Origin of the sequence: Mycobacterium sp. MFM001 (assembly GCF_003402475.1) — a bacterium.
GTDB lineage: Bacteria > Actinomycetota > Actinomycetes > Mycobacteriales > Mycobacteriaceae > Mycobacterium.
Map to the genome: position 1 here is coordinate 149,049 of NZ_BFAB01000007.1, position 22,096 is coordinate 171,144.

Consider the following 22,096-nt stretch of genomic DNA (forward strand, 5'->3'; position numbering starts at 1 on the left):
GCAGACCGGTGCTACCGTCGGGAATATGAATAACCGCGGCCCTGATCGCGGCATGTTTGCGCAGACGGAGCCGCTGGCGGGACGGCGGCCGTCAGCGCGGCGACGCGACGATTTACGCCCGTACTCGCCGCCGTCGCCGGCGGACATCCGCGCGACGGTTCCGCTGACCAACATGGACGCGCCGGTCGAGGCTGAGCCGGAGCAGGCCGTGCTCGACAGTGTGGAAGTCGTCCCGGTCCCGGCCAAACCGGGCTGGCGCAATCTGCTCTCCAACCTGACTCGAAGCGAACCCGGACAGGGCAAACCGCGGGCCCACGAACGCAGCCTGCACGAGCGGATCCGCGTGCCGGTCGGCGGCGCCTTTCCGATCGCGGTGGTGAGCGCCAAGAGCGGTGTCGGCAAAACGGCCGTCGTCGAGGCGCTCGGCTCGACCTTTGCCGAGGTGCGCGACGACCGGGTGATCGCGCTCGACGTCGACACGGGCGACCTGGCCGACCGCCTCGGTCACCGAAATGGTTCTGGCTTAGAGGTTTTCGGGCATCGAGACTATGCGCACAGTGATTGGCAGATCAAGCGCGACGACGTCGTCAAAGCATTCTCGATGCTTCGCAAACGCTACCCGGTGCTGTTGATGGACTGCGGCAAGACACTCAAATCCAATGTGACCGAAGCGGTTCTGCTGGAATCTGCAGCGCTCGTGCTGGTGACCAACACGTCCATCGACGCGATCCGAAAGACCAGTACCATGCTGGACTGGTTGGGCCGCAACGGATATCAGAAACTGGCCGAGTCGGCCATGCTCGCGATCAACCACAGCGAGCAACGAAAGCCGCGAGCCTGGGTCGGCAAGGAACTTCGGGAGTTGTCGCAGCGATTCTCGCCCACACGCGTGGTGACGTTGCCGTTCGACCGGCACGTGCAGGACGAGAAAGAGATCGTCCCGTCGCGGTTGAGCCAGGAGAGCAGGCGCCGCTACCTGGAAATGGCTGCGGCGCTGGCCGACATGTTCCCCTCACAGCGCCGCCGCTAAGCCACCCCGTTGCGTTACGGATAGCTGTAACGTAACGAATCATGGTTGCGACGACGTTGACGTGCAGCGTTTGCGGCACCAGCTTTTATGCCCGCGCCGACGCGCGATATTGCTCACCCGCGTGCCGGCAGAAGGCCCACCGGGCCCGTAACGCGCAGCGCGCGCCGGCACGTGCCGAAGGTCAGCCTGGGCGCGTGGCTGCCCGGCCGCACCAACGGCTGGTCACCCGCTATCCCGGGGTGTTCGGCTCGTCCCGGCCGGCGCGAGACGATGCAGAGAGCGGTGCTGCATGGCCGACGAACTAGACGGTCAGACAGCCGATGCCGAGCAGGCGTTGGCCGCCGGTGCGTCGCAGCGGGTGGGCTCGTTCCGGTTCTATTTCGACGACCAGCGCTGGGAATGGTCCGAGCAGGTGCAGCGCATGCACGGCTACGAGCCGGGCACGGTGACGCCGACGACCGAGTTGGTGCTCTCCCACAAGCACCCCGACGATCGCCGGCAGGTGGCCGCCACCATCGACAACATCCTGCACACCCGTCTGCCGTTCAGCACGCGCCATCGCATCCTCGACACGGGTGGCACCGTGCACCACGTCGTGGTGGTCGGTGATCAGCTGATCGGGGAGCGCGGTGCGGTCATCGGCACCCACGGCTACTACGTGGACATCACCCCGACCTCCGACCGCACGGGCGAAGACTTCATCACAGCGAAGGTCGCCGAGATCACCGGCCAGCGGTCGATCATCGAACAGGCCAAGGGGATGCTGATGCTGGTCTACGGCATCGACGCCGACGCCGCCTTCGGTCTGCTCAAGTGGCGATCGCAGGAAAGCAACATCAAGCTACGGCTGCTTGCGCAGCAGGTCGCCGCGGACTTCTGCGCTGCCAGTCGAGATGGCATCCCGTCGCGATCGATGTTCGACCATCTGCTGCTCACGGCGCACGAACGGGCCGCCCGCTTGCCTGACGAGCCGGCGCGAACGATGTCCTCCTGAGCTTTGGTGAGGACCCGCCGCGCCCGGCTCCGCCGCGCTCGCGGTCCTCACTAGGATTTAGTCCATGACTGTTGCTGCGGCTGAGCTGCTCGACTACGACGACGTCGTCGCACGCTACGAGCCTGTGCTCGGCCTCGAGGTACACGTCGAGCTGTCCACCGCCACCAAGATGTTCTGCAGCTGCGCCACCACGTTCGGCGCCGAACCCAACACGCAGGTGTGCCCGGTGTGCCTGGGTCTGCCCGGGTCGCTGCCGGTGCTGAACCAGGCCGCGGTGGAGTCCGCTATCCGGATCGGGCTGGCGCTGAATTGCGAGATCGTGCCGTGGTGTCGCTTTGCCCGGAAGAACTACTTCTATCCGGACATGCCTAAGAACTACCAGATCTCGCAATACGACGAGCCGATCGCCATCAACGGCCACCTCGACGTGCCGCTCGAGGACGGCACCACCTGGCGCGTCGACATCGAACGCGCGCACATGGAGGAGGACACCGGCAAGCTGACCCACATCGGCAGCGAGACCGGCCGCATCCACGGCGCCACCACGTCGCTGATCGACTATAACCGCGCCGGCGTGCCGCTGATCGAAATCGTCACCAAGCCTATTGTCGGAGCCGGCGAACGGGCCCCGCAGATCGCCCGGGCTTACGTGACGGCACTGCGGGATCTGTTGCGCGCGTTGGGTGTTTCCGATGTTCGGATGGATCAGGGTTCGATGCGCTGCGACGCCAACGTGTCATTGATGCCGATCGGGGCTGAGCAATTCGGCATCCGCACCGAGACCAAGAACGTCAACTCGCTGAAAAGTGTCGAAGTCGCCGTCCGTTACGAGATGCAGCGGCAGGGCGCGGTTTTGGCCTCCGGCGGTCGGATCATTCAGGAGACCCGGCACTTCCATGAGTCCGGCTACACCAGCCCGGGTCGCACCAAAGAGACCGCCGAGGACTACCGCTATTTCCCCGAGCCCGACCTGGAGCCCGTCGCACCCAGCCGCGAGCTCGTCGAGCGGCTTCGCCAAACCATCCCGGAGCTACCGTGGTTGCGCCGCAAGCAAATTCAGCAGGAGTGGGGCGTTTCCGACGAGGTGATGCGCGACCTGGTCAACGCCGGCGCCGTCGATTTGGTGATCGCCACCGTCGAGCACGGCGCCTCCAGTGACAAGGCGCGGGCCTGGTGGGGGAGCTTCTTGATGCAGAAGGCCAACGAGTCCGGCGTCGACCTCGACGCGCTGCCGATCACCCCTAAGCAGGTCGCCGAGGTCATCAAGCTGGTCGACGACGGCAAGTTGTCCAACAAGCTGGCCCGCCAAGTCGTCGAAGGTGTACTGGCCGGCGAGGGCGAACCCGAACAGGTGATGACCGCGCGGGGTTTGGCTGTGGTGCGCGACGATTCGCTGATCCAGGCCGCGGTCGACGAGGCGCTGGCCGCCAACCCCGACATCGCGGAGAAGATTCGCGGCGGCAAAGTCCAGGCGGCCGGTGCGGTCGTCGGCGCGGTCATGAAGGCAACCAAGGGGCAGGCCGACGCGGCGCGGGTGCGCGAGCTGGTGCTGAAAGCCTGCGGCCAGGCGTAGACGGCTGAGATGGCCGACGAATCGTTCGACCGGCTGGTTGCCATGCTGGACTACACGATGTTCGTGGTGACCACCCAGGCAGACGGTCACCCGTCGGGCTGCCTGGTCGGGTTCGCCACCCAGACCAGTTTGAATCCGCCGCGGTTTCTGGTCGGGATGTCCAGACGCAACCACACCTTCGGCGTCGCAAGCCAATCCGCGCATCTGGCGGTACATGTGTTGGCGCGCAAAGACATTGGACTGGCCCGGCTGTTCGGGGGCCAAACCGGCGACCAGGTCGACAAATTCGCGCAGTGCTCATGGCACAGCGGTCCCGAGGCAATGCCGATTCTCGACGATGCAGCGGCATGGTTCGTGGGCAAGACACTGGACCGTATCGACGTCGGCGATCATGTGGGTTACCTGCTGGAACCGGTTGCCAGCTACGCGCCCGAGCGCGACGAAGGTCTCGTCAGCTTCTCCGATGTCACCGACCTCGAGCCGGGCCACGGGGCGTGATCCGGCCCGCCGACCGTGAATTGTGCGACGCGACACGCCGGTAGGACGTCGTGAGGGTCACAGTGGGCAATGGCGGACCGTCGCCGCTAAGTCTTGTCCTCGTTGGCCCGCGGGAATCCGCCGCCCTGCGGGAACAGCGGGAACACCACGTCGTCAAGCTTCTCCGCATCACCGGCGGTCTTGTTCACCGTTGCGCCCCAGACGTTTCCGTCCGGCGACATCCGCAACGCCCACGCGTGGGCGTGGGTGTCCTGACGCACCACATCGGGCTCGCCGGTGACCGCGCCCGTCGCCGGCGCGAGATGCACGGCGACGGTCTGCTTGGTGTTGATCAGGTTCACCAGCACCGTGCCGTCGAGGGCGGCGCAGCCGGCCACGCCGGGCCGGTCCGGCCAGGTCCACACCGTCGACACCTTGGAGTCCTTGGTGATGCGCTGCAGCCGGTCGGCGGTCGGCGCGCGGTCCACCACGTACAGCGACCCGTCGACCGGGTCGGTGCACAACCCGCCGCCCGAGCCGATGCCGGACAGGGCGGTGGTCGGCGGGGCCTGGTTGAGCGTGGTCGGCTGCTCGATCCGCAGCACTTTGCCCGCCGACGACCCCGGGTCGGCCGCCATCGCCGGGTTGCCCGCATCGCCGGTGAGCACCACCAGTGTGGTCGGGCTGGTGAAGATCAACGCGCCGGTATTGCCGGTGGCGCCCTTCGGGATTCCGGTCAGGATGTCCTTGGGGATGTCGCCGTCGGCGATCCGGATCACCCGGTTGTCGCTGGGCGTGCTGACGTAGGCATACATCAGCCGGTCCTGCTTGTAGGTCGGGGACAGCACGATGTCCATCAGCCCGCCGTCACCGGAGGGGTCCACCGGGATCACCGTCTTCACCTTCGGCTCGGCGCTGACCGAGACCTCTTTGACCGCGCCGGTGGTGCGCTCGGCGACCAACGCCGACTTGCTGTCCGGCAACATGATCAACCCGCTGGTGCTTTCCAGGCAGCCCTGCATCACCCCGGGGGCCGGGCACTCCTTGGGAAAGGGCTTGGCGGGCAGCGGTGGCGGCGGGGGAGGCGTCGACGTCGGCGGCGGGCGTCGATTCGGTTCGGTGGTGAACGGCTCGGACTGGGCGTCGTTGAACCGTGCGCAACCGCTCACGACGAGCAGCCCCGCACACAGCGCGACGAACCCGCACCGAACCGACCGCCGTAACCGCATGTCCGCAAGGTTACGGACACCGCGCCGGTCCCCGCCATGCCGACCCGCCCATGGGCCGGATAACGGGGAGGTCAAGGCGTCCGGCAAAGTGTCGCGGCCGTAAGTTGCTTGCCCTTAGGCTGGCAGTGTGACCGGTTCCTTTGACTTCACCCGCTGGCAGCGCCTGGAGGAGGCCGGCTCCTCGCCCAAGCGGGAAACCCCTCCGCCGCAGGAGGAGCCGCGTCCACCGCAGCGGGAGTCGGCGCCGCACAAACTGCTCGAGCCCGAGGAGCACACCGAAGAAGAGGTCGAAGCGGCCAGCGACGAGGACGCCGAGGCGGAGACCACCGCGACCGAGCCCGACGAGCCGGACGACGTCAGCGAGGACGTCGCACAGCCGGCCGCCGATCGGGACCCGCTGCCGTCGGTGCAGCCGCGGCTGGTCGACGATCCCCGGCTCAAAATCGCGAAACAACGGGGCACCCAGCATCTGGGCCTGATGGTGCTGCGAGCGGGCCTCGGGGCGGTGCTCGGCGCCCACGGCCTGCAGAACGCGTTCGGCTTGTGGGGCGGGCAGGGCCACGACGGCTTCACCACCTCGCTGACCGGCCTCGGCTTCCAGCACGCCGACATCCTGGCCTGGGTGGCCGCCGGCGGCCAGATCGCGGCCGGTGCGCTGCTGATCCTGGGCTTGTTCACCCCGGTGGTCGCCGCCGGCGCGCTGGCTTACCTGATCAACGGCTTGCTGGCCAACATCGCTGCGCAGCGCCAGCACGGACACCCCACGTTCCTGCTCGACGGCAACGAGTACCACGTCGTGGCCATCATCGCGGTGATCGCGATCCTGCTGGCCGGCCCGGGACTCTACGGATTGGACGCGGGCCGCGGCTGGGCGCGGCGGCCATTCATCGGATCGTCGGTGGCGCTGCTGGTGGGCATAGGCGTCGGCGTCGGCATCTGGGTGTTGCTCAATGGCGCCAATCCGCTGGCGTGAAACTCCGGCGCGTGCATCAGTCTGGTAAAAGCGCCGCTCAAATCCCCAATCTCGGCCGAACTGCCCTTACCCTGACACGCGTGACCAGTCAATCGCATGACGCACCTTGGCGGCGGCCGGAGGAATCCGAGGCGCCAACCCCGGGACGCCCGGCAACCGCAAGCCTGGTCGACCCGGAAGACGACCTGCCGTCAGCCACCTATGCAGGCGATTTCGAGACGACCACGATCCCGCACTACGACTCCAGCAGTTCGCGGGTGTCCAGTAGCGGATATGGCCTGATCGGCGCGTCGCAGCCATTGCCGTACGTCCAGCCGCCGGACACCGGGCGCCACTCGGTGTTCGGGCCTCCGGAAACCGACACCGCCGAGGACGACGAGCGGGTCCGTGCGGCCGGCCGTCGCGGCACCCAGGACCTCGGGCTGCTGATCCTTCGGGTCGGGCTGGGTGCGGTGCTGATCGCGCACGGACTGCAGAAACTGTTCGGCTGGTGGGGCGGGCACGGACTGACTGCGTTCAAGAACTCGCTATCCGATGTCGGCTACCAGCACGCCGACATCCTCACCTACGTCGCCGCGGGCGGTGAGATCATCGCCGGCGTGCTGCTGGTGCTGGGTCTGTTCACCCCGTTGGCGGCTGCCGGCGCGCTGGCGTACCTGATCAACGGCCTGATCGCCGGGGTGTCGGGCCAGTCGGACTCGCATTCCTTTCCCTACTTCCTGCCCGACGGCCACGAGTACGAGATCACGCTGATCCTGGTGGCCGCCGCCGTCATCCTGATCGGACCTGGCCGGTACGGGTTCGACGCCGGTCGCGGCTGGGCGCGCCGGCCGTTCATCGGTTCGTTCGCGGCGCTGCTGGCCGGTATCGGCGGCGGCGTGGCGGTGTGGGTGATGCTCAACGGCGCCAACCCGTTGAGCTAGCCGTAGGGATTGGGCACGCGGCCCGCGCTGGCCTCGGCCAGCAAGGGCAGCGTGGCAAAGGTGACTGCGGGCAGCCGCAACTCGCCGCCGGCCTTCAGCCGAGCACGACCCCAGGAGCTTTTGCTGAACCGCAGCCCGTCGATCTCCTCCCAGCGCACCGACCGACTGCCGAGCAGCGTCCGAACGGTCACGCCGTCTTCGTCGGCCACGGTGCGTAGCCGAATGATCAGCGCCGACAACACAATTGGGATCACCAGCAGCGGCGCGGTCAGCGGCCAGGTCAATACTGGCACCAGCAGGCCCAGTGTTAGGAAGCCCACCGCGAAATGCGCCATCGGCGAAACCCTGATCACCGCCGGCGCTGAGTGAGAAGCCACGCTGGCATCATGTCATTGCCGTTGAGATCGCGTTCACGGCTGTGCTTCTGCGTAAATCACGACCCTGTGTGCGATCTCGAGTCGGGAGGTCTACCGGACCGGATTTGACGGCTGACCTGTGCGGAGGCTACCGTCGAACGTTATGGACAGCCGCGAAATGCTCGTAGTACTCGGTCGGCGCGTTGGTGGCTGACTAGTTTTCGAGCACCAACGCGCAACCCTCGTACAGCAGCTGAGCTGGCGGGGGTTTTTTGTTGTCAACGAGACCACGAAGAGGACCCAGTGAGCGCACCCACCACGCGACCAACCGAGCGATCGGCCACAATGCCGGTTGCCAACGGCGCGTCTGCTGCATCTAAATCGAAACACGTTGCGCCGCAACAAGTTACCGGCGCACAGTCGGTCATCCGGTCGTTGGAGGAACTCGACGTCGAGGTCATCTTCGGCATCCCCGGCGGCGCCGTGCTGCCGGTGTACGACCCGCTGTTCGACTCGCAAAAGCTGCGCCACGTGCTGGTCCGCCACGAGCAGGGCGCCGGGCACGCCGCCAGCGGCTACGCCCACGCCACCGGCAAAGTCGGCGTCTGCATGGCGACCTCGGGCCCCGGGGCCACCAACCTGGTGACCCCGATTGCCGACGCGCAAATGGACTCGGTGCCCGTGGTGGCCATCACCGGCCAAGTCGGCCGGTCGCTGATCGGCACCGACGCCTTCCAGGAGGCCGACATCTCCGGCGTCACCATGCCGATCACCAAGCACAACTTCCTGGTCCGCAGCGGCGATGAGATTCCCCGGGTGATGGCCGAGGCGTTCCACATCGCGGCCACCGGGCGTCCCGGCGCGGTGCTGGTCGACATCCCCAAAGACATCCTGCAGGGCCAGTGCACCTTTGCCTGGCCGCCGCGGATGGACCTGCCGGGCTACAAGCCGAACACCAAGCCGCACAACCGCCAGGTCCGCGAGGCCGCGAAGCTGATCGCGGCGGCCCGCAAGCCGGTGCTCTACGTCGGCGGCGGCGTCATCCGCGGCGACGCCACCGAGGAGCTGCGCGAGCTGGCCGAGCTAACGGGCATCCCGGTGGTCACCACGCTGATGGCGCGCGGCGCCTTCCCGGACTCTCACCCGCAGCACCTGGGCATGCCGGGGATGCACGGCACGGTCGCGGCCGTGGCCGGCCTGCAGCGCAGCGACCTGCTGATCGCGCTGGGCACCCGCTTCGACGACCGGGTCACCGGAAAGCTCGACTCGTTCGCGCCGGAGGCCAAGGTCATCCACGCCGACATCGACCCGGCCGAGATCGGCAAGAACCGCCACGCCGACGTCCCGATCGTCGGCGACGTCAAGGCCGTCATCACCGACCTGATCGCCGCGCTGCGCCACGACGAGGCCAGCATCGAGATCGACGCGTGGTGGGACTACCTGCGCGGCGTCAAGGACACCTACCCGCTGAGCTACGGGCCGCAAAGCGACGGCAGCCTGAGCCCGGAGTATGTGATCGAAACCCTGGGCCGCATCGCCGGGCCCGACGCGGTGTACGTCGCCGGGGTCGGGCAGCACCAGATGTGGGCCGCGCAGTTCGTCTCCTACGAAAACCCGCGCACCTGGATCAATTCCGGCGGGCTGGGCACCATGGGCTTCGCTATCCCGGCGGCGATGGGCGCCAAGATCGCCCGCCCGGACGCCGAGGTGTGGGCCATCGACGGCGACGGCTGTTTCCAGATGACCAACCAGGAGCTGGCCACCTGCGCCATCGAAGGCGCACCGATCAAGGTCGCGCTGATCAACAACGGCAACCTCGGCATGGTGCGGCAATGGCAGTCGCTGTTCTATGCCGAGCGCTACTCGCAGACCGACCTGGCCACCCACTCGCATCGCATCCCGGACTTCGTCAAGCTGGCCGAGGCGTTGGGTTGTGTCGGATTGCGTTGCGAGCGTGCCGAAGACGTGGAGGACGTGATCAAGCAGGCCCGCGCGATCAACGACCGCCCGGTGGTCATCGACTTCATCGTGGGCGCCGACGCGCAGGTGTGGCCGATGGTGGCCGCGGGCACCAGCAACGACGAAATCCAGGCGGCTCGAGGCATTCGTCCGCTCTTCGACGACGAGGGCAATGAGGGGCACGCCTGATGAGCAGCGCTAGCAGCCATACGCTTTCGGTTCTGGTCGAGGACAAACCCGGTGTGCTCGCGCGGGTCGCGGCGCTGTTCTCCCGGCGCGGCTTCAACATCGAGTCGCTGGCGGTCGGTGCCACGGAGCAGAAAGACATGTCGCGGATGACGATCGTCGTCTCGGCGGAGGACACGCCGCTCGAACAGGTCACCAAGCAGCTCAACAAGCTGATAAACGTCATCAAGATCGTCGAGCAGGACGACGACAATTCGGTGGCGCGGGAGCTGGCGCTGATCAAAGTACGCGCCGACGCCAGCACTCGCGGCCAGATCATCGAAGCGGCAAACCTGTTCCGGGCCAGGGTCATCGACGTCTCCCCGGAGTCGCTCATCATCGAGGCCACCGGTACCCCGGCGAAGTTCGAGGCGCTGCTGCGGGTGCTGGAGCCCTACGGCGTGCGTGAGATTGTCCAGTCCGGATTGGTGTCGCTGTCACGCGGTCCGCGTGGCATCGGCACCGCCAAATAACTCATCGAAAGAAGGCGTGGCGATCGCCAGCGCGGCGAGGGCGCTGGGGGCACCTCCCGCTTGCGGGGGACGGGTCGCCACAGATAAGGAGAAGTCACAGTGGCAGTGGAGATGTTCTACGACGACGACGCGGACCTGTCGATCATCCAGGGCCGCAAGGTCGGCGTCATCGGATACGGCAGCCAGGGGCACGCGCACTCGCTGAGCCTGCGCGACTCCGGCGTGCAGGTGAAGGTGGGCCTGAAGGAAGGGTCGAAGTCGCGGGCGAAGGTCGCCGAGCAGGGACTCGAGGTCGACACGCCTGCCGAGGTCGCCAAGTGGGCCGACGTGATCATGCTGCTGGCACCGGACACCGCGCAGGCGGACATCTTCAAAAACGAGATCGAGCCCAACCTGCAGCCGGGCAATGCGCTGTTCTTCGGTCACGGGCTCAACATCCATTTCGACCTGATCAAGCCCGCGCCGGAGATCACTGTGGGGATGGTCGCGCCAAAAGGCCCGGGGCACTTGGTGCGTCGCCAGTTCGTGGACGGCAAGGGTGTGCCGTGTCTGATCGCGATCGACCAGGACCCCAACGGCGAAGGCGAGGCGCTGGCGCTGTCCTACGCCAAGGGCATCGGCGGCACTCGTGCCGGCGTCATCAAGACCACGTTCAAAGAGGAGACCGAGACCGACCTGTTCGGTGAGCAGGCCGTATTGTGCGGCGGCACTGAGGAATTGGTCAAGGCCGGTTTCGACGTGATGGTCGAGGCGGGCTATGCGCCGGAGATGGCCTACTTCGAGGTGCTGCACGAGCTCAAGCTGATCGTCGACCTGATGTACGAGGGCGGCATCGCGCGGATGAACTATTCGGTGTCCGACACCGCGGAGTTCGGCGGCTACCTGTCGGGCCCGCGGGTCATCGACGCCGACACCAAGGAGCGGATGCGCGCAATTCTGCGCGACATTCAGGACGGCACGTTCGTCAAGAAGCTGGTCGCCGACGTCGAGGCCGGCGGCAAGGAACTCACCCGGCTGCGCAAGGAGAACGCCGAGCACCCGATCGAGGTGACCGGCAAGAAGCTGCGCGACCTGATGAGCTGGGTCGACCGTCCCATCACCGAGACCGCCTGACGTTTGCGCCGAGCGTTCGTGTCCCCGCGCGACACGCCGTATCGCGCGGCGGTTTTACGCACGCTCGGCGGGCATCACGCTCACCAGACCACGTATCCGGCGTCGGCCAATGCGCGGGCGGGGGATCTGCCGTCCGCGCTGGCCGGCAGCTTCTGGTGCGGATCGATGCCTAGGCCCTCGCCGGTCACTCCGTAGAACGTCGTCGAGACCGGATCATCGGGCGGGTCGGGCGGATGATGCGAGCGCGCCCACCATCCAGTCTGCGATGCGGCGACCACCCGGTAGCCGCACATCGGCGGGTCCAGGTGGTAGAGCTGCATGTCGCCGACCGCGAACCGCCTATCCACAGTGTTCGGCACCGATCCGACCAGTCGTGCGACACCGGCGAACCTACGTTCCGACATGACAACCCCCTGACAGCTCAATGTTAAGTGCCGGGAAGTGCTGGTAACGACGGCAATTCAGGGCGAGAGTTTCGGCAGCTCGCGAATCCCGAACTCGCGGCGCAGCACCGTCCGCACGGCGTAGTAGCCGGCCATACCGTGCACCCCGCCGCCAGGCGGGGTCGCAGCCGAACACAGGTACGCCTTGGGAATCGGCGTCGTCCACGGGTTGAGCCGCGGTGTCGGACCGAGAATGGCTCGTACGGCGGAGTTTCCGCCGACCCCGATGTCACCGCCCACATAGTTCGCATTGTGGTCGGCCAACCGGGCGGCGGGCACGGCGCGGGCGGCCACCACGACGTCGCGGAAGCCGGGTGCAAACCGCTCGAATATCGCTGTGACAGCTTCGGTTTGGTCGACGGTCGAGCCCGACGGCACGTGTGCGTAGGTCCACAACGGTCGACGGCCATCGGCATCGATTCGGCCCGGGTCGCAGACATACGGCGTGGCGGCCAGCACCATCGGCCACTCGGCGTGCCGGCCGGCGGCCACCTCCGCTTCGGCCCGGGCCATCTGTGCGCGGGTGCCGCCGAGATGGAAGGTCGGCACCTGTGCCAGCCGCGCGTCGGACCACGGAATGTCTTCGCTGAGCACGAAATCGACTTTGGCCACGCCTGGTCCGAACCGATAGCGGCGCAAGGCCTTTGCATAACGCGACGGAAGTGCGTCCCCGTAAATCTGCAACAGCGCGGTGGGCGCGGTGTCGTAGAGCACGACACCGCCTGGTGGTTCGGTGATTTCGACGCCGGCGGTCAGCTGGCCGCCGTGTGAGCGAAGATCGGCGATCAACGCATCGGCGATCGCCTGGCTCCCGCCCACGGGGATAGGCCACCCGACCGAGTGCGCCAGTGTCGCGAGCATCAGCCCCGCGGCCGCAGACACCAGCGACGGCATCCGCGAAATCGTATGTGCGGCAACGCCACTGAACAGCGCACGGGCGTCCTCGCCAGACAGTGTCCGCCAGGCCGGGGTGGCCTGTGTGAGCATCCGTAACCCAAGATGCACAGCCGGCAGCACAGCGGTGGGCACCGAACGTTTGTCGCCGAGCAGCAACCCCACCACGGCATCGGAGTTTTCGACAAGCGGGCCCAGCAGCCGTCGCCACGAAGCACCATGTTCCAAGCCGTCGCAGGTCCGATCCAGGTCGTGATAGGCGATCGCCGCCGGACGGTTCGGCAGCGGGTTCGCGTAGGCCAGCTCCGGCACCGCCAATTTCACCCCGCGGGCGGGCAAGTCGAATTGCCGGAGGAACGGCGAGGCCAGCGCCAGCGGATGCACGGCTGAGCAGATGTCGTGCGACACCCCGGGAAACTCGGGGTCGGCGATGGTGCGTGAACCGCCGCCGAACGTCGGTTGCGCCTCGACGACCTGCACCGACAACCCAGCACGGGCACAGATGACGGCGGCGGTCAGCCCGTTGGGTCCGCTGCCGACGACGGTGACGTCCATCCTGCGATGGTAGGGACCGCCGCGGTCAGGTCAGGACAGGACGTATCCCGCTACCGTCCGGCGTCGCGCCGGCGCAGCAGCGGAAGAAAAATCGTGTCGACGATCTCCTCGATGGCTTCATCGGATAGCGGGCGCAAGGTCATCAAGATTTCGTAGCGGAACAGGTCCGCCGGCAGCCGAGCGATGCGGTCGGTGAGCTGGTCGGGTTGGATCTCACCGCGGTCGATGGCCCTCTGGATCACCGCGTCGAGGGCTGGGTTACGGCCACCGTGCACAAACGCGCTGAGATCGGCCAGGCTGGCGCCGGTCTGCCGGTAGAAGCCGCCCAGCTGGGTGAACAGCTGCGTCGCCAAACCGACCCTGACTTTGTTGGCTTGCTGCAGCAACGCGATCACGTCGCCCCGCAGGCTGCCCGTGTCGGGGGCGATCACTGGATCCTTGCCCACCTCGTAGAGCAGCGCGGCGAACACCAGTTCCTGCTTGCCGGGCCAGCGCCGGTAGAGAACCGCGCGACTTGTGCCCGCCCGCGCGGCCACCGAGTCGATCGTGAAGTCGTCGTAGCCATGCTCCGTCAACTCCGCCCATGCCGCCTCCAGCAGGGCTTCCTCCAGCGCGCGCCCGCGGCGCCTCTGCGACACACCGGTCGAACTAAGAGACATTGCGTTTCCTAACGGTGCGACCTATGTTTTAGATACAACACGTATCTTACCGACAGAAGGGTCGAATCCGATGCGCATTCTCATCTCCGGTGCCGGTATCGCCGGCCTGAGCACCGCGATCAACCTCGGGGCCGCCGGCCACGACGTCACTCTGGTCGAACGCGCCAACCACTTGCGCGTCAACGGATCCCCGATCGATATTCGCGGTGACGCGGTCGACATTGCCGACAAGATGGGTGTGCTCGGACAGATCCGCGAGCTGCGGATCGATATGAGCGAACGCGTCCAGTTCGTCGACCGCAACGGCACCGTGGTTGCGGAACCGCCGTGGGACCAGATCAACGACTCCGCGGACGATCTCGAGATCCCCCGCGAAGACCTCACCACCATCCTCTACAACCACCTCACGCCGTCGACGGAGCTGCGGTTCGGGGAATCCGTCGCCGAACTCGGTGGCGATGACCGTGGCGTCGACGTTCGGTTCGCCTCGGGCGAGCGGGACCGCTACGACCTGGTGGTCGGGGCGGACGGGATGCACTCGGCCGTTCGCCGCTTGGTGTTCGGTCCCGAACAGGAGTTTCTGCATTACCTGGGTTTCTACATCGCCCTGGCCGAACTGCCCGACTACACGCCGAGCGGACGCACCAACCCGATGTACAACTATCCCGGTCATCTGACCGGTATCGCCACCTACAACGACAAAGCCTTGGCGGTCTTCACGTTTCGATCCCCGTGGATCGACTACGACTACCACGACCTGGCGGCTCAAAAGCAGATCCTGGTCGATGCGTTCGCCGGCCATCGCGAGTGGCGAATCCCTGAACTGATAACGGCCGCGGTCGCAGACCCGGAACTGTACTTCGATTCGGTCAGCCAGATTCGAATGCCGGTCTGGCACCGCGGCCGTGTCGTGCTCGTCGGCGACGCCGCCCACTGCACCTCCAACCTGACCGGCCGTGGCACCAGTCTGGCCTTGACCGGCGCCTGGTCATTGGCCCAGGCGCTGCGCGACCACCCCGGCGACGTCGCCCAGGCATTTGCGCAATACGACCGCGACCGGCGGCTCGACGCGACCAGGGTCCAGGCGATGGCGGCGCCCGGAGGCGACCGTTTGGTGCCGGCGACCCAAGAGCAGATCGATGCGCGTAACCGAGAGTTCCAGGCCGCCATCGGCGCTCACACCGGCAACAGGTAATCGCTCGGCGGCCCGCCGCGCCCGGCTGGGCCACGCCAATCGATGCCCACTACGCTTGCCGCGTGAGCCTGCCTGTTGTTTTGATCGCTGACAAACTTGCCGAATCAACCGTCGCCGCCCTCGGGGATCAGGTGGAAGTGCGCTGGGTCGACGGCCCGGACCGGCAGAAGCTGCTGGCCGCGGTGCCCGACGCCGACGCGCTGCTGGTGCGCTCGGCCACCAACGTCGACGCCGAGGTGCTGGCGGCCGCGCCCAAGCTGAAGATCGTCGCGCGCGCCGGCGTGGGACTGGACAACGTGGACGTCGACGCCGCCACCTCACGCGGCGTGCTCGTGGTCAACGCGCCGACATCGAACATCCACAGCGCCGCCGAGCACGCGATCGCGCTGCTGCTGGCCGCGGCCCGCCAGATCACCGCGGCCGACGCGTCGCTGCGCTCCCACGAGTGGAAGCGCTCGTCGTTTTCCGGCACCGAGATCTTCGGCAAGACCGTCGGCGTCGTCGGGCTCGGCCGCATCGGCCAACTGGTCGCCCAGCGGCTGGCCGCCTTCGGCGCCCACCTGGTGGCCTACGACCCATACGTGTCGCCAGCGCGCGCCGCGCAGCTGGGCATCGAGCTGCTGACGCTCGACGAGTTGCTGGCCCGCGCTGACTTCATCTCCGTGCATCTGCCCAAGACGCCCGAGACTGCCGGATTGATCGACAAGGAGGCGCTGGCCAAAACCAAGCCCGGCGTCATCATCGTCAACGCCGCGCGCGGCGGGCTGGTCGACGAGTCGGCGCTGGCCGAAGCCGTCTCCAGCGGGCATGTGCGTGCCGCCGGCATCGACGTGTTCGCCAGCGAGCCGTGCACCGACAGCCCGCTGTTCGAATTGCCGCAAGTAATCGTCACCCCGCACCTCGGAGCCTCGACCGCCGAGGCCCAGGACCGCGCGGGCACCGATGTGGCGGCCAGCGTAAAGCTCGCGCTGGCCGGCGAATTCGTGCCCGACGCCGTCAACGTCGGTGCCGGCGTCGTCAGCGAGGAGGTGGCGCCCTGGCTGGATCTGGTGCGCAAGCTCGGGCTGCTCGCCGGCGCACTGTCCGACGAGCTGCCGGCATCGCTGTCGGTGCAGGTGCGCGGTGAGCTGGCCGCCGAAGACGTTGAGGTACTTCGACTTTCGGCGCTGCGCGGATTGTTCTCGGCGGTCATCGAAGATCCGGTGACGTTTGTCAACGCTCCGGCGATCGCCGAAGAACGCGGCGTTGCCGCCGACATCAGCACCGCCACCGAAAGCCCAAACCACCGCAGCGTCGTCGACGTGCGTGCGGTGGCCTCCGACGGCTCGGTCGTCAACGTGGCCGGCACACTGACGGGGCCGCAGCAGGTGGAGAAGATCGTCCAAATCAACGGGCGCAACTTCGATCTGCGGGCCCAGGGCACGAACCTGGTGATCAACTACATCGACCAGCCCGGCGCGCTGGGCAAGATCGGCACTCTGCTCGGCGCGGCCGGCGTGAACATCCACGCCGCACAGCTGTCCGAGGACACCGAGGGTCCGGGCGCGACGATCTTGCTGCGCGTGGACCGCGACGTCCCGGCGGATGTGCGCTCGGCGATCGCGGTGGCTGTCGACGCCAACAAGCTTGAAGTGGTTGATCTTTCGTGAAACTCGCGGTTATCCCGGGCGACGGGATCGGCCCGGAGGTGGTGGCCGAGGCCGTCAAGGTGCTCGACGCGGTGTTGCCCGGCGTGGATAAGACCGACTACGACCTGGGTGCGCGGCGCTTTCACGCCACCGGAGAAGTGCTGCCCGACACGGTGATCGACGAACTGCGGGCACACGACGCGATCCTGCTCGGCGCCATCGGCGACCCGTCGGTGCCCAGCGGGGTGCTCGAACGAGGTCTGCTGCTGCGGCTGCGCTTCGCGCTGGACCACCACATCAACCTGCGGCCCGCCCGGCTGTATCCCGGGGTGAGCAGCCCGCTGGCCGGCAACCCGGAGATCGACTTCGTGGTGGTCCGCGAGGGCACCGAAGGGCCCTACACCGGCACCGGCGGCGCGATCCGGGTCGGCACTGCCCACGAGGTGGCCACCGAGGTTTCCGTCAACACCGCGTTCGGGGTGCGCCGCGTCGTCCAAGACGCTTTCGAGCGCGCCCAGCAACGACGACGCAGGCTGACCCTGGTGCACAAGACCAACGTGCTCACGTTCGCCGGGACGTTGTGGTCCCGGACCGTGCAGGAGATCGGCGAGAAGTACCCCGAGGTCGAGGTTTCCTACCAGCACGTCGACGCCGCGACCATCCACCTGGTCACCGACCCCGGCCGCTTCGACGTGATCGTCACCGACAACCTGTTCGGCGACATCATCACCGACCTGGCTGCCGCGGTGTGCGGCGGAATTGGGTTGGCCGCCAGCGGAAATATCGACGCCACCCGGACCAACCCGTCGATGTTCGAGCCGGTGCACGGCAGCGCGCCGGACATCGCCGGTCAGGGGATCGCCGACCCGACCGCGGCGATCATGTCGGTGGCGCTGCTGCTGTCCCACGTCGGCGAGGACGCCGCGGCGGCTCGGGTGGACCGGGCGGTGGCGGCTCATCTCGCAACGCGCGGGAACGCACGACTCTCCACCGCCGAAGTCGGCGAACGGATCGCGTTCGAGCTCTAGTCTCCAGCCCGGGCGGAAGCACGCGGGTCGGGACGAACGGGATTGCGGCGAGCGGGAACAATCCGCACACCAGCCATGCGGTGGGATAACCGGCCGCCGTGATCAGCGCGCCGAACACCGGCGGCCCGGCTGCGGCGGTGAGTCGCTGAGTGGTGTTTTGGATGCCGAGCGCCCGCCCGCTCCAGTACGGCCCGGCGTACTCGGTGATCGCGGTGGACTCCAACCCGTTGTCGAGCACGGCGATCACCGCCGCGGCGACCATGACCACCACCTCGAGTCGCCAGCCCACCCGGTCGATCAGGCCCAGCAGGAACATGCTCAGCGCGGCGGCGATCGCGACCGTTCGCAGCGGTCGCATTCGCGAACCCACCCGGTCCGACCATCGCCCGGCCAGGATGCGCCCGACGGCGCCGAGCAATTGGGAGATAGTGACCAGCGCGCCGGCCGACGCGATCGACCAGTTGTGGTCGTTGATCAACCAGACCAACATGAACGTCACGGTCACCGTCTGCGGCATCATCAGCAGCGACGACGTGATGTGGATGCGCCGCAACACTTTTGGGCTGCGGCGATACGGGTTGGCCAGCTCCTCGTCGGTGGCGGCGGCGCGCGGCTTGCGTGGCGGGTCGATCACCCCGATCGCGCTGGCCACCGCCGACACCGTGCACATCAACGCCGGAAACATCAGGCCGGCCACGGGGCCACGCTCGGCCAGCTCCGGAATCACCAAGGCGCCCAAGGCAATCCCCACTGGCTGCGCCGTCTGGCGGATCCCCATCGCCAGCCCGCGGTGATGCGGCGGGAACCAGCCGGACACCAGCCGCCCGCCGGCCGTGTTGCAGCTGGCTGCTGCCATGCCGCCGACAAACAGGAACGCGCCGATCGCCATCAGCGAGTGCACCGTCGTCGCGGCGTAGGCCGCGGCCGCCGTCAGCGCCGAACCGACGGTGAGCACGATCCGCTCGCCGACGCGGTCGAGCAGGGCGCCCCAGGCGATCAGCGTGACCACCATGCCGAAGCTCGGCATCGCCGCCAACAAACCGGCCTCGGCCAGCGCCGTACCGCGTTCGGCTTCCAGCGCAGGGATCAGAAATGCGACGCCGTTGATGAAGATGAAAGCGCTTGCGGTGACGGCCAGCGAGATCGCCACCATCGACCACCGAGCCCCGGTACCGATCGACTCCGCCGCCATTCGATACATCGTTCCACACGCATGTGGCGGAGACGCCGGTAAAACTTACGTGCCGCGCGGCCGAGCGCGCACCGGCACAATCGGCAGCGCCAGGATCGGGAACAGCGCGCACACCGCGAACGCCAGCGGATAACCGCTCGCGTCGATCAGCTCACCGAACACCGGCGGCCCGGCGCCAGCAGTCAGCCGCTGCGTGGTGTTCTGGGCGCCCATCGCGCGTCCACTCCAGAACGGCCCGGCGAATTCGGGGATTGCAGTGAACGCCAACCCGTTGTCGAGCACCGTGATCACCGAGGCGATGACCATGACCGGCACGGCAAGCGACGAACCCAGGTGTTCGCTCAGCGCCAGCACCGCCATCACGATGGCGGCGCCCACGGCGATCATACGGATCGGCCGCATCCGCGAACCGAGCCGGTCCGACCATCGGCCGGCGGCGACGCGGCCCAGCGCGCCCAGCAGTTGCGAAACGCTGACCAGCACACCGGCCGCCGCAGGTGACCAACCGTGCGCGCGCATCAACCACACCAGCATGAACGTCAACACCACCGTCTGAGGCACCATCAGCAGCGCCGACGCCAGATGCAGGCGCCACAGCACCGCGGTGCCCCGGTAGGGGTTGGCGAGTTCGTCGGCGCCGGCCGCTGCCCGTGTCTTCCGCGGCGGATCGAGCACGCCGATGGCGCTGGCCACCGCCGCCGCCGCACAGACCGATCCCGGAAACAACAGTGCCACCGAGAAATCGCGTTCGCCGAGCTCGGGAAGGACCAAGGCCGCCAACGCAATTCCCAGCGGTTGCGCGGTCTGGCGAATGCCCATCGCCAGCCCGCGCTGGTCCTTGGGGAACCAGCCGGTCACCAATCGGCCGCTGGCGGTGTTGGCGCTGGCCGCGGCCATACCGCCCGCGAACAGACACGCTCCGATGGTCAGCATGGAGTGCATCGACGCCGCGCCGAATGCGGCCGCCGCGGTGAGGGCCAGGCCTACCGTCAGCACGACCCGCTCGCCGACCAAATCCAGCAGGTAGCCCCAGGCGATCAGCGTGAGCACCATGCCGAGGCTCGGCATCGACGAAAGCAGACCGGCTTCGGCCAGGCTGATGCCACGTTCGGCGTCCAGTGCCGGGATCAGGAAGGCGATGCCGTTGATGAAGACGGTGGCGCACAGCGTCGCCGCGAGTGAAATGCCCAGTAGTGACCAGCGCCGCGTCGCACTGATCGTTGCTGTCGGCACCCTTCCATGGTGCAGATGTCAGCCGACGGCGGCCAGCGCGTCGTGACGGCGATAGCTGCGGTCACCGCCGGTCTCGCGTAGGCCGCGGCCGACGAAGCGCCGCCGCGACCACTGCCCGAATTCTTCGGACAGGCGCGTGGCGCCCGGCAGCAGCCGGCGGAACTCGAACACCCGGTTGATCGCCGAGGTGGCCAGCACCGCTGCCTGCAGGGGCTTGTTGTCCGGCAAGCCAAGCTGGTCGGCGTTCGTCCGGCCCAGCATCAGCCGGCTGTAGGAGGACAGGAAGCCGCGCGCCAGCGACGTCAGCGGGTCTTCGTCGGGCGGGCCGGCGTGCAGCGCCTGGGCCAGCCGGTAGGAGTCCTCGTCGGGCCGGAACTCCGTGTCGGCCTCGAGCCAGAACAGCCGCCAGGTGTCGTCCTCGGTCGCCGGGACCAACTCCGGCTGCACGCCCATCAGCAGGCCGACGTAGCGCCAGAGGTGGAAGACCGCGTCGCGCTCGCGCGGCGAGAACTTCACCCCCATCGCCTGGCATCCGGCCAGGTTCGCCAGCGAGAACAGCATCAGCGTGCCGGCCAGCTGCACCTGGTTGAGCGGGTGGTCCCACGCGTCGAAGTCCCAGTCGTTGCGGCGGCTCATGGCCGCGCGCACCATCGCATGCATCAGGCGCACGCGCAGTGTGCCGGTGAATCCCGGCGCGAAGCGGTCCAGGCCGCCGGGGGAGGTGACGTCGATGAACCAGGTCGCGGTCTCGTTGAGCCGCCGCGGCGCCATCCGGCGCAGATCGCCGGTGCCCACCAGCGGCTTGTCGGCCTTCGACGCCAGGTAGCCGCCGGTGAGCGCCAGGCCGGGCAGCGCCAACCCGATGGCGACCAGCCCGGTCCGCATCGTCACCCGCACTGCCTGGTCGAGCTTGGCCTGGTCCAGCCAGTACGGCCGGTCGTCGACCTGGGCGAAGAATGCCACCAACTCCTCGGGCGGGTCATCGACGGCCTCGATGCCCTGCTCGACGGCGATGTTGAACATGCGCCGGCCCACTCCGGTCGGCAGCCGCTGCATCATCGCGACGACGTCGTCGGCCAGGGGGTCACCGACGTTGGCGAAGCGACGGAACGATTCCCGTTGGGCGACGGTGGCCCGCACGTCGCCGGGCGCCAGCAGGCGCATGAACACGTTGAACGGGAACGCGGTCAGGAACGGCGGATTCGGCAGTTTCTCGTTGCGAGGCGTCATTACGGGCCTTCCCATATGGACCATCTGGTGGCAGTCTTCACCAGATAGTTGGACCGGTCAAGGATGAGACAATCGAGCCCATGGCGGGCACGGCGCGCACCTACGGCGGTGCCACCCACACCGAGCGACGGTCCCGGCGGCAGGCCGCGCTGATCGACACCGCACTGGACCTGGTCGCCGCCGGTGGTGTCGGCAGCCTCACCGTGCGCGGCGTCTGCGCCCGGGCGCGGCTCAACGACCGCTACTTCTACGAGAGCTACCGCAACGTCGACGAGCTGGTGCTGGCCATGCTCGACGACCAGATCAGCCGGGCATTCAGCGCGCTGCTTCCCGCGATCGAGGCGGCCGCGCCCGATCCGGTGCTTCGTGCCCGCGCTGCCATCGGCAGCGGTCTGGATTTTCTGGCCGACGATCCGCGGCGCGGGCGGCTGCTGATCGAGTCGCAGACCACCGAGGGATTGCGAGCGCGCCGCCTGGAGCTGGTGAAGATGCTGGCCAAGGTGATGGCCGACCAGGGGCGTGCACTGCTCGAGGGGCAGGAATCGCTGGACCCCGACATCGATCTGGCCGCGTTCACGCTTGTCGCCGGCGGGTTCGATCTGGTCACGCTCTGGCTGCGCGACGAACTCGACATCAGCCGCGAGCACCTGGAGGACTTCTTGGTGGCGATGGTCACCGGCAAACGCCGGGGCGAGACGCTTTAAGCTCTCACGA

General features: G+C 67.6%; 20 protein-coding genes and 1 pseudogene. 13 read left to right on the forward strand and 8 right to left on the reverse strand.

Features of this window, described 5'->3' with window-relative positions; all coding sequences use genetic code 11:
* Nucleotides 1-25: 25 nt before the first annotated feature.
* The 4 genes from MFM001_RS14150 to MFM001_RS14165 all read left to right on the forward strand — a co-directional run bounded on the left by MFM001_RS14150 (nt 26) and on the right by MFM001_RS14165 (nt 4,095).
* Nucleotides 26-1,030, forward strand: a complete 1,005-nt coding sequence (locus MFM001_RS14150; RefSeq protein WP_238159175.1) for a MinD/ParA family protein — start codon at nt 26-28, stop codon at nt 1,028-1,030.
* A gap of 289 nt (nt 1,031-1,319) precedes the next feature.
* On the forward strand, nt 1,320-2,024 hold the full coding sequence (locus tag MFM001_RS14155; RefSeq protein ID WP_116375904.1) for a PAS and ANTAR domain-containing protein: 705 nt from the start codon (nt 1,320-1,322) through the stop codon (nt 2,022-2,024).
* Nucleotides 2,025-2,088: 64 nt separating this feature from the next.
* The gene (gatB, locus tag MFM001_RS14160) at nt 2,089-3,597 is read left to right on the forward strand and encodes an Asp-tRNA(Asn)/Glu-tRNA(Gln) amidotransferase subunit GatB (RefSeq protein ID WP_116375905.1); all 1,509 of its coding nucleotides are present in this window, start codon (nt 2,089-2,091) and stop codon (nt 3,595-3,597) included.
* Nucleotides 3,598-3,606: 9 nt separating this feature from the next.
* On the forward strand, nt 3,607-4,095 hold the full coding sequence (locus MFM001_RS14165) for a flavin reductase family protein (RefSeq protein ID WP_116375906.1): 489 nt from the start codon (nt 3,607-3,609) through the stop codon (nt 4,093-4,095).
* Nucleotides 4,096-4,181: 86 nt separating this feature from the next.
* Here the strand turns inward: MFM001_RS14165 and MFM001_RS14170 are convergent, their stop codons facing one another.
* The gene (locus MFM001_RS14170) at nt 4,182-5,303 is read right to left on the reverse strand and encodes a PQQ-dependent sugar dehydrogenase (protein ID WP_116375907.1); all 1,122 of its coding nucleotides are present in this window, start codon (nt 5,301-5,303) and stop codon (nt 4,182-4,184) included.
* A gap of 127 nt (nt 5,304-5,430) precedes the next feature.
* On the opposite strand from MFM001_RS14170, the gene MFM001_RS24860 reads away from it, so the two are divergent.
* Together MFM001_RS24860 and MFM001_RS14180 are read left to right on the forward strand one after the other, a co-directional pair.
* Complete coding sequence (locus tag MFM001_RS24860) at nt 5,431-6,276, forward strand: DoxX family protein (RefSeq protein ID WP_238159176.1); 846 nt, start codon at nt 5,431-5,433, stop codon at nt 6,274-6,276.
* Nucleotides 6,277-6,356: 80 nt separating this feature from the next.
* Complete coding sequence (locus MFM001_RS14180) at nt 6,357-7,199, forward strand: DoxX family protein (protein ID WP_116375908.1); 843 nt, start codon at nt 6,357-6,359, stop codon at nt 7,197-7,199.
* Here the strand turns inward: MFM001_RS14180 and MFM001_RS14185 are convergent.
* Nucleotides 7,196-7,534, reverse strand: coding sequence for a PH domain-containing protein (locus MFM001_RS14185; protein ID WP_116375909.1), 339 nt, complete (start codon nt 7,532-7,534; stop codon nt 7,196-7,198). The genes MFM001_RS14180 and MFM001_RS14185 overlap by 4 nt on opposite strands.
* Before the next feature lie 324 nt (nt 7,535-7,858).
* Here MFM001_RS14185 and MFM001_RS14190 point away from each other — a divergent pair, with 324 nt between their 5' ends.
* From MFM001_RS14190 to ilvC, 3 genes are all read left to right on the forward strand, one after another.
* On the forward strand, nt 7,859-9,703 hold the full coding sequence (locus tag MFM001_RS14190; protein WP_371685540.1) for an acetolactate synthase large subunit: 1,845 nt from the start codon (nt 7,859-7,861) through the stop codon (nt 9,701-9,703).
* Nucleotides 9,703-10,212, forward strand: coding sequence for an acetolactate synthase small subunit (gene ilvN / locus MFM001_RS14195; protein ID WP_116375911.1), 510 nt, complete (start codon nt 9,703-9,705; stop codon nt 10,210-10,212). Before MFM001_RS14190 ends, ilvN begins: the two co-directional genes overlap by 1 nt.
* A gap of 111 nt (nt 10,213-10,323) precedes the next feature.
* Nucleotides 10,324-11,325 carry a ketol-acid reductoisomerase gene (gene ilvC / locus MFM001_RS14200; protein WP_116376098.1) on the forward strand — a complete coding sequence of 334 codons (1,002 nt, stop codon included), beginning with the start codon at nt 10,324-10,326 and terminating at the stop codon, nt 11,323-11,325.
* 80 nt (nt 11,326-11,405) lie between these two features.
* Here ilvC and MFM001_RS14205 read toward each other — a convergent pair whose 3' ends face one another.
* Genes MFM001_RS14205 through MFM001_RS14215 form a run of 3 tightly spaced genes read right to left on the reverse strand, consistent with a single transcriptional unit; the run spans nt 11,406 to nt 13,876 of the window.
* On the reverse strand, nt 11,406-11,729 hold the full coding sequence (locus tag MFM001_RS14205; RefSeq protein WP_116375912.1) for a hypothetical protein: 324 nt from the start codon (nt 11,727-11,729) through the stop codon (nt 11,406-11,408).
* A gap of 57 nt (nt 11,730-11,786) precedes the next feature.
* Nucleotides 11,787-13,217: an NAD(P)/FAD-dependent oxidoreductase gene (locus tag MFM001_RS14210; RefSeq protein ID WP_116375913.1), complete on the reverse strand. Its 1,431-nt coding sequence runs from the start codon at nt 13,215-13,217 to the stop codon at nt 11,787-11,789.
* 50 nt (nt 13,218-13,267) lie between these two features.
* Complete coding sequence (locus MFM001_RS14215) at nt 13,268-13,876, reverse strand: TetR/AcrR family transcriptional regulator (RefSeq protein WP_192886944.1); 609 nt, start codon at nt 13,874-13,876, stop codon at nt 13,268-13,270.
* Between the two features lie 70 nt (nt 13,877-13,946).
* Here MFM001_RS14215 and MFM001_RS14220 point away from each other — a divergent pair, with 70 nt between their 5' ends.
* The 3 genes from MFM001_RS14220 (at nt 13,947) to MFM001_RS14230 (ending at nt 17,727) form a co-directional block, all read left to right on the forward strand.
* Nucleotides 13,947-15,071 (forward strand): FAD-dependent monooxygenase, encoded by a 1,125-nt coding sequence (locus MFM001_RS14220; protein ID WP_116375914.1) that lies wholly within the window; start codon nt 13,947-13,949, stop codon nt 15,069-15,071.
* A 62-nt stretch (nt 15,072-15,133) separates the two neighbouring features.
* A complete protein-coding gene (gene serA, locus MFM001_RS14225; RefSeq protein WP_116375915.1) occupies nt 15,134-16,720 on the forward strand; it encodes a phosphoglycerate dehydrogenase in 1,587 nt (528 codons plus the stop codon).
* A complete protein-coding gene (locus MFM001_RS14230) occupies nt 16,717-17,727 on the forward strand; it encodes a 3-isopropylmalate dehydrogenase (protein ID WP_116375916.1) in 1,011 nt (336 codons plus the stop codon). The genes serA and MFM001_RS14230 overlap by 4 nt, the downstream gene beginning before the upstream one ends.
* A gap of 133 nt (nt 17,728-17,860) precedes the next feature.
* Here MFM001_RS14230 and MFM001_RS14235 read toward each other — a convergent pair.
* The 3 genes and pseudogenes from MFM001_RS14235 to MFM001_RS14245 form a co-directional block, all read right to left on the reverse strand.
* Nucleotides 17,861-18,928, reverse strand: a pseudogene (locus tag MFM001_RS14235) (MFS transporter); the annotation flags it as partial.
* 36 nt (nt 18,929-18,964) lie between these two features.
* A complete protein-coding gene (locus MFM001_RS14240; protein ID WP_116375917.1) occupies nt 18,965-20,152 on the reverse strand; it encodes an MFS transporter in 1,188 nt (395 codons plus the stop codon).
* Nucleotides 20,153-20,170: 18 nt separating this feature from the next.
* The gene (locus MFM001_RS14245) at nt 20,171-21,397 is read right to left on the reverse strand and encodes an oxygenase MpaB family protein (RefSeq protein ID WP_116376100.1); all 1,227 of its coding nucleotides are present in this window, start codon (nt 21,395-21,397) and stop codon (nt 20,171-20,173) included.
* A 65-nt stretch (nt 21,398-21,462) separates the two neighbouring features.
* Between MFM001_RS14245 and MFM001_RS14250 the strand changes: the two genes are divergently transcribed.
* Nucleotides 21,463-22,086, forward strand: coding sequence for a TetR/AcrR family transcriptional regulator (locus tag MFM001_RS14250; protein WP_116375918.1), 624 nt, complete (start codon nt 21,463-21,465; stop codon nt 22,084-22,086).
* The last annotated feature ends 10 nt before the right edge of the window (nt 22,087-22,096 follow it).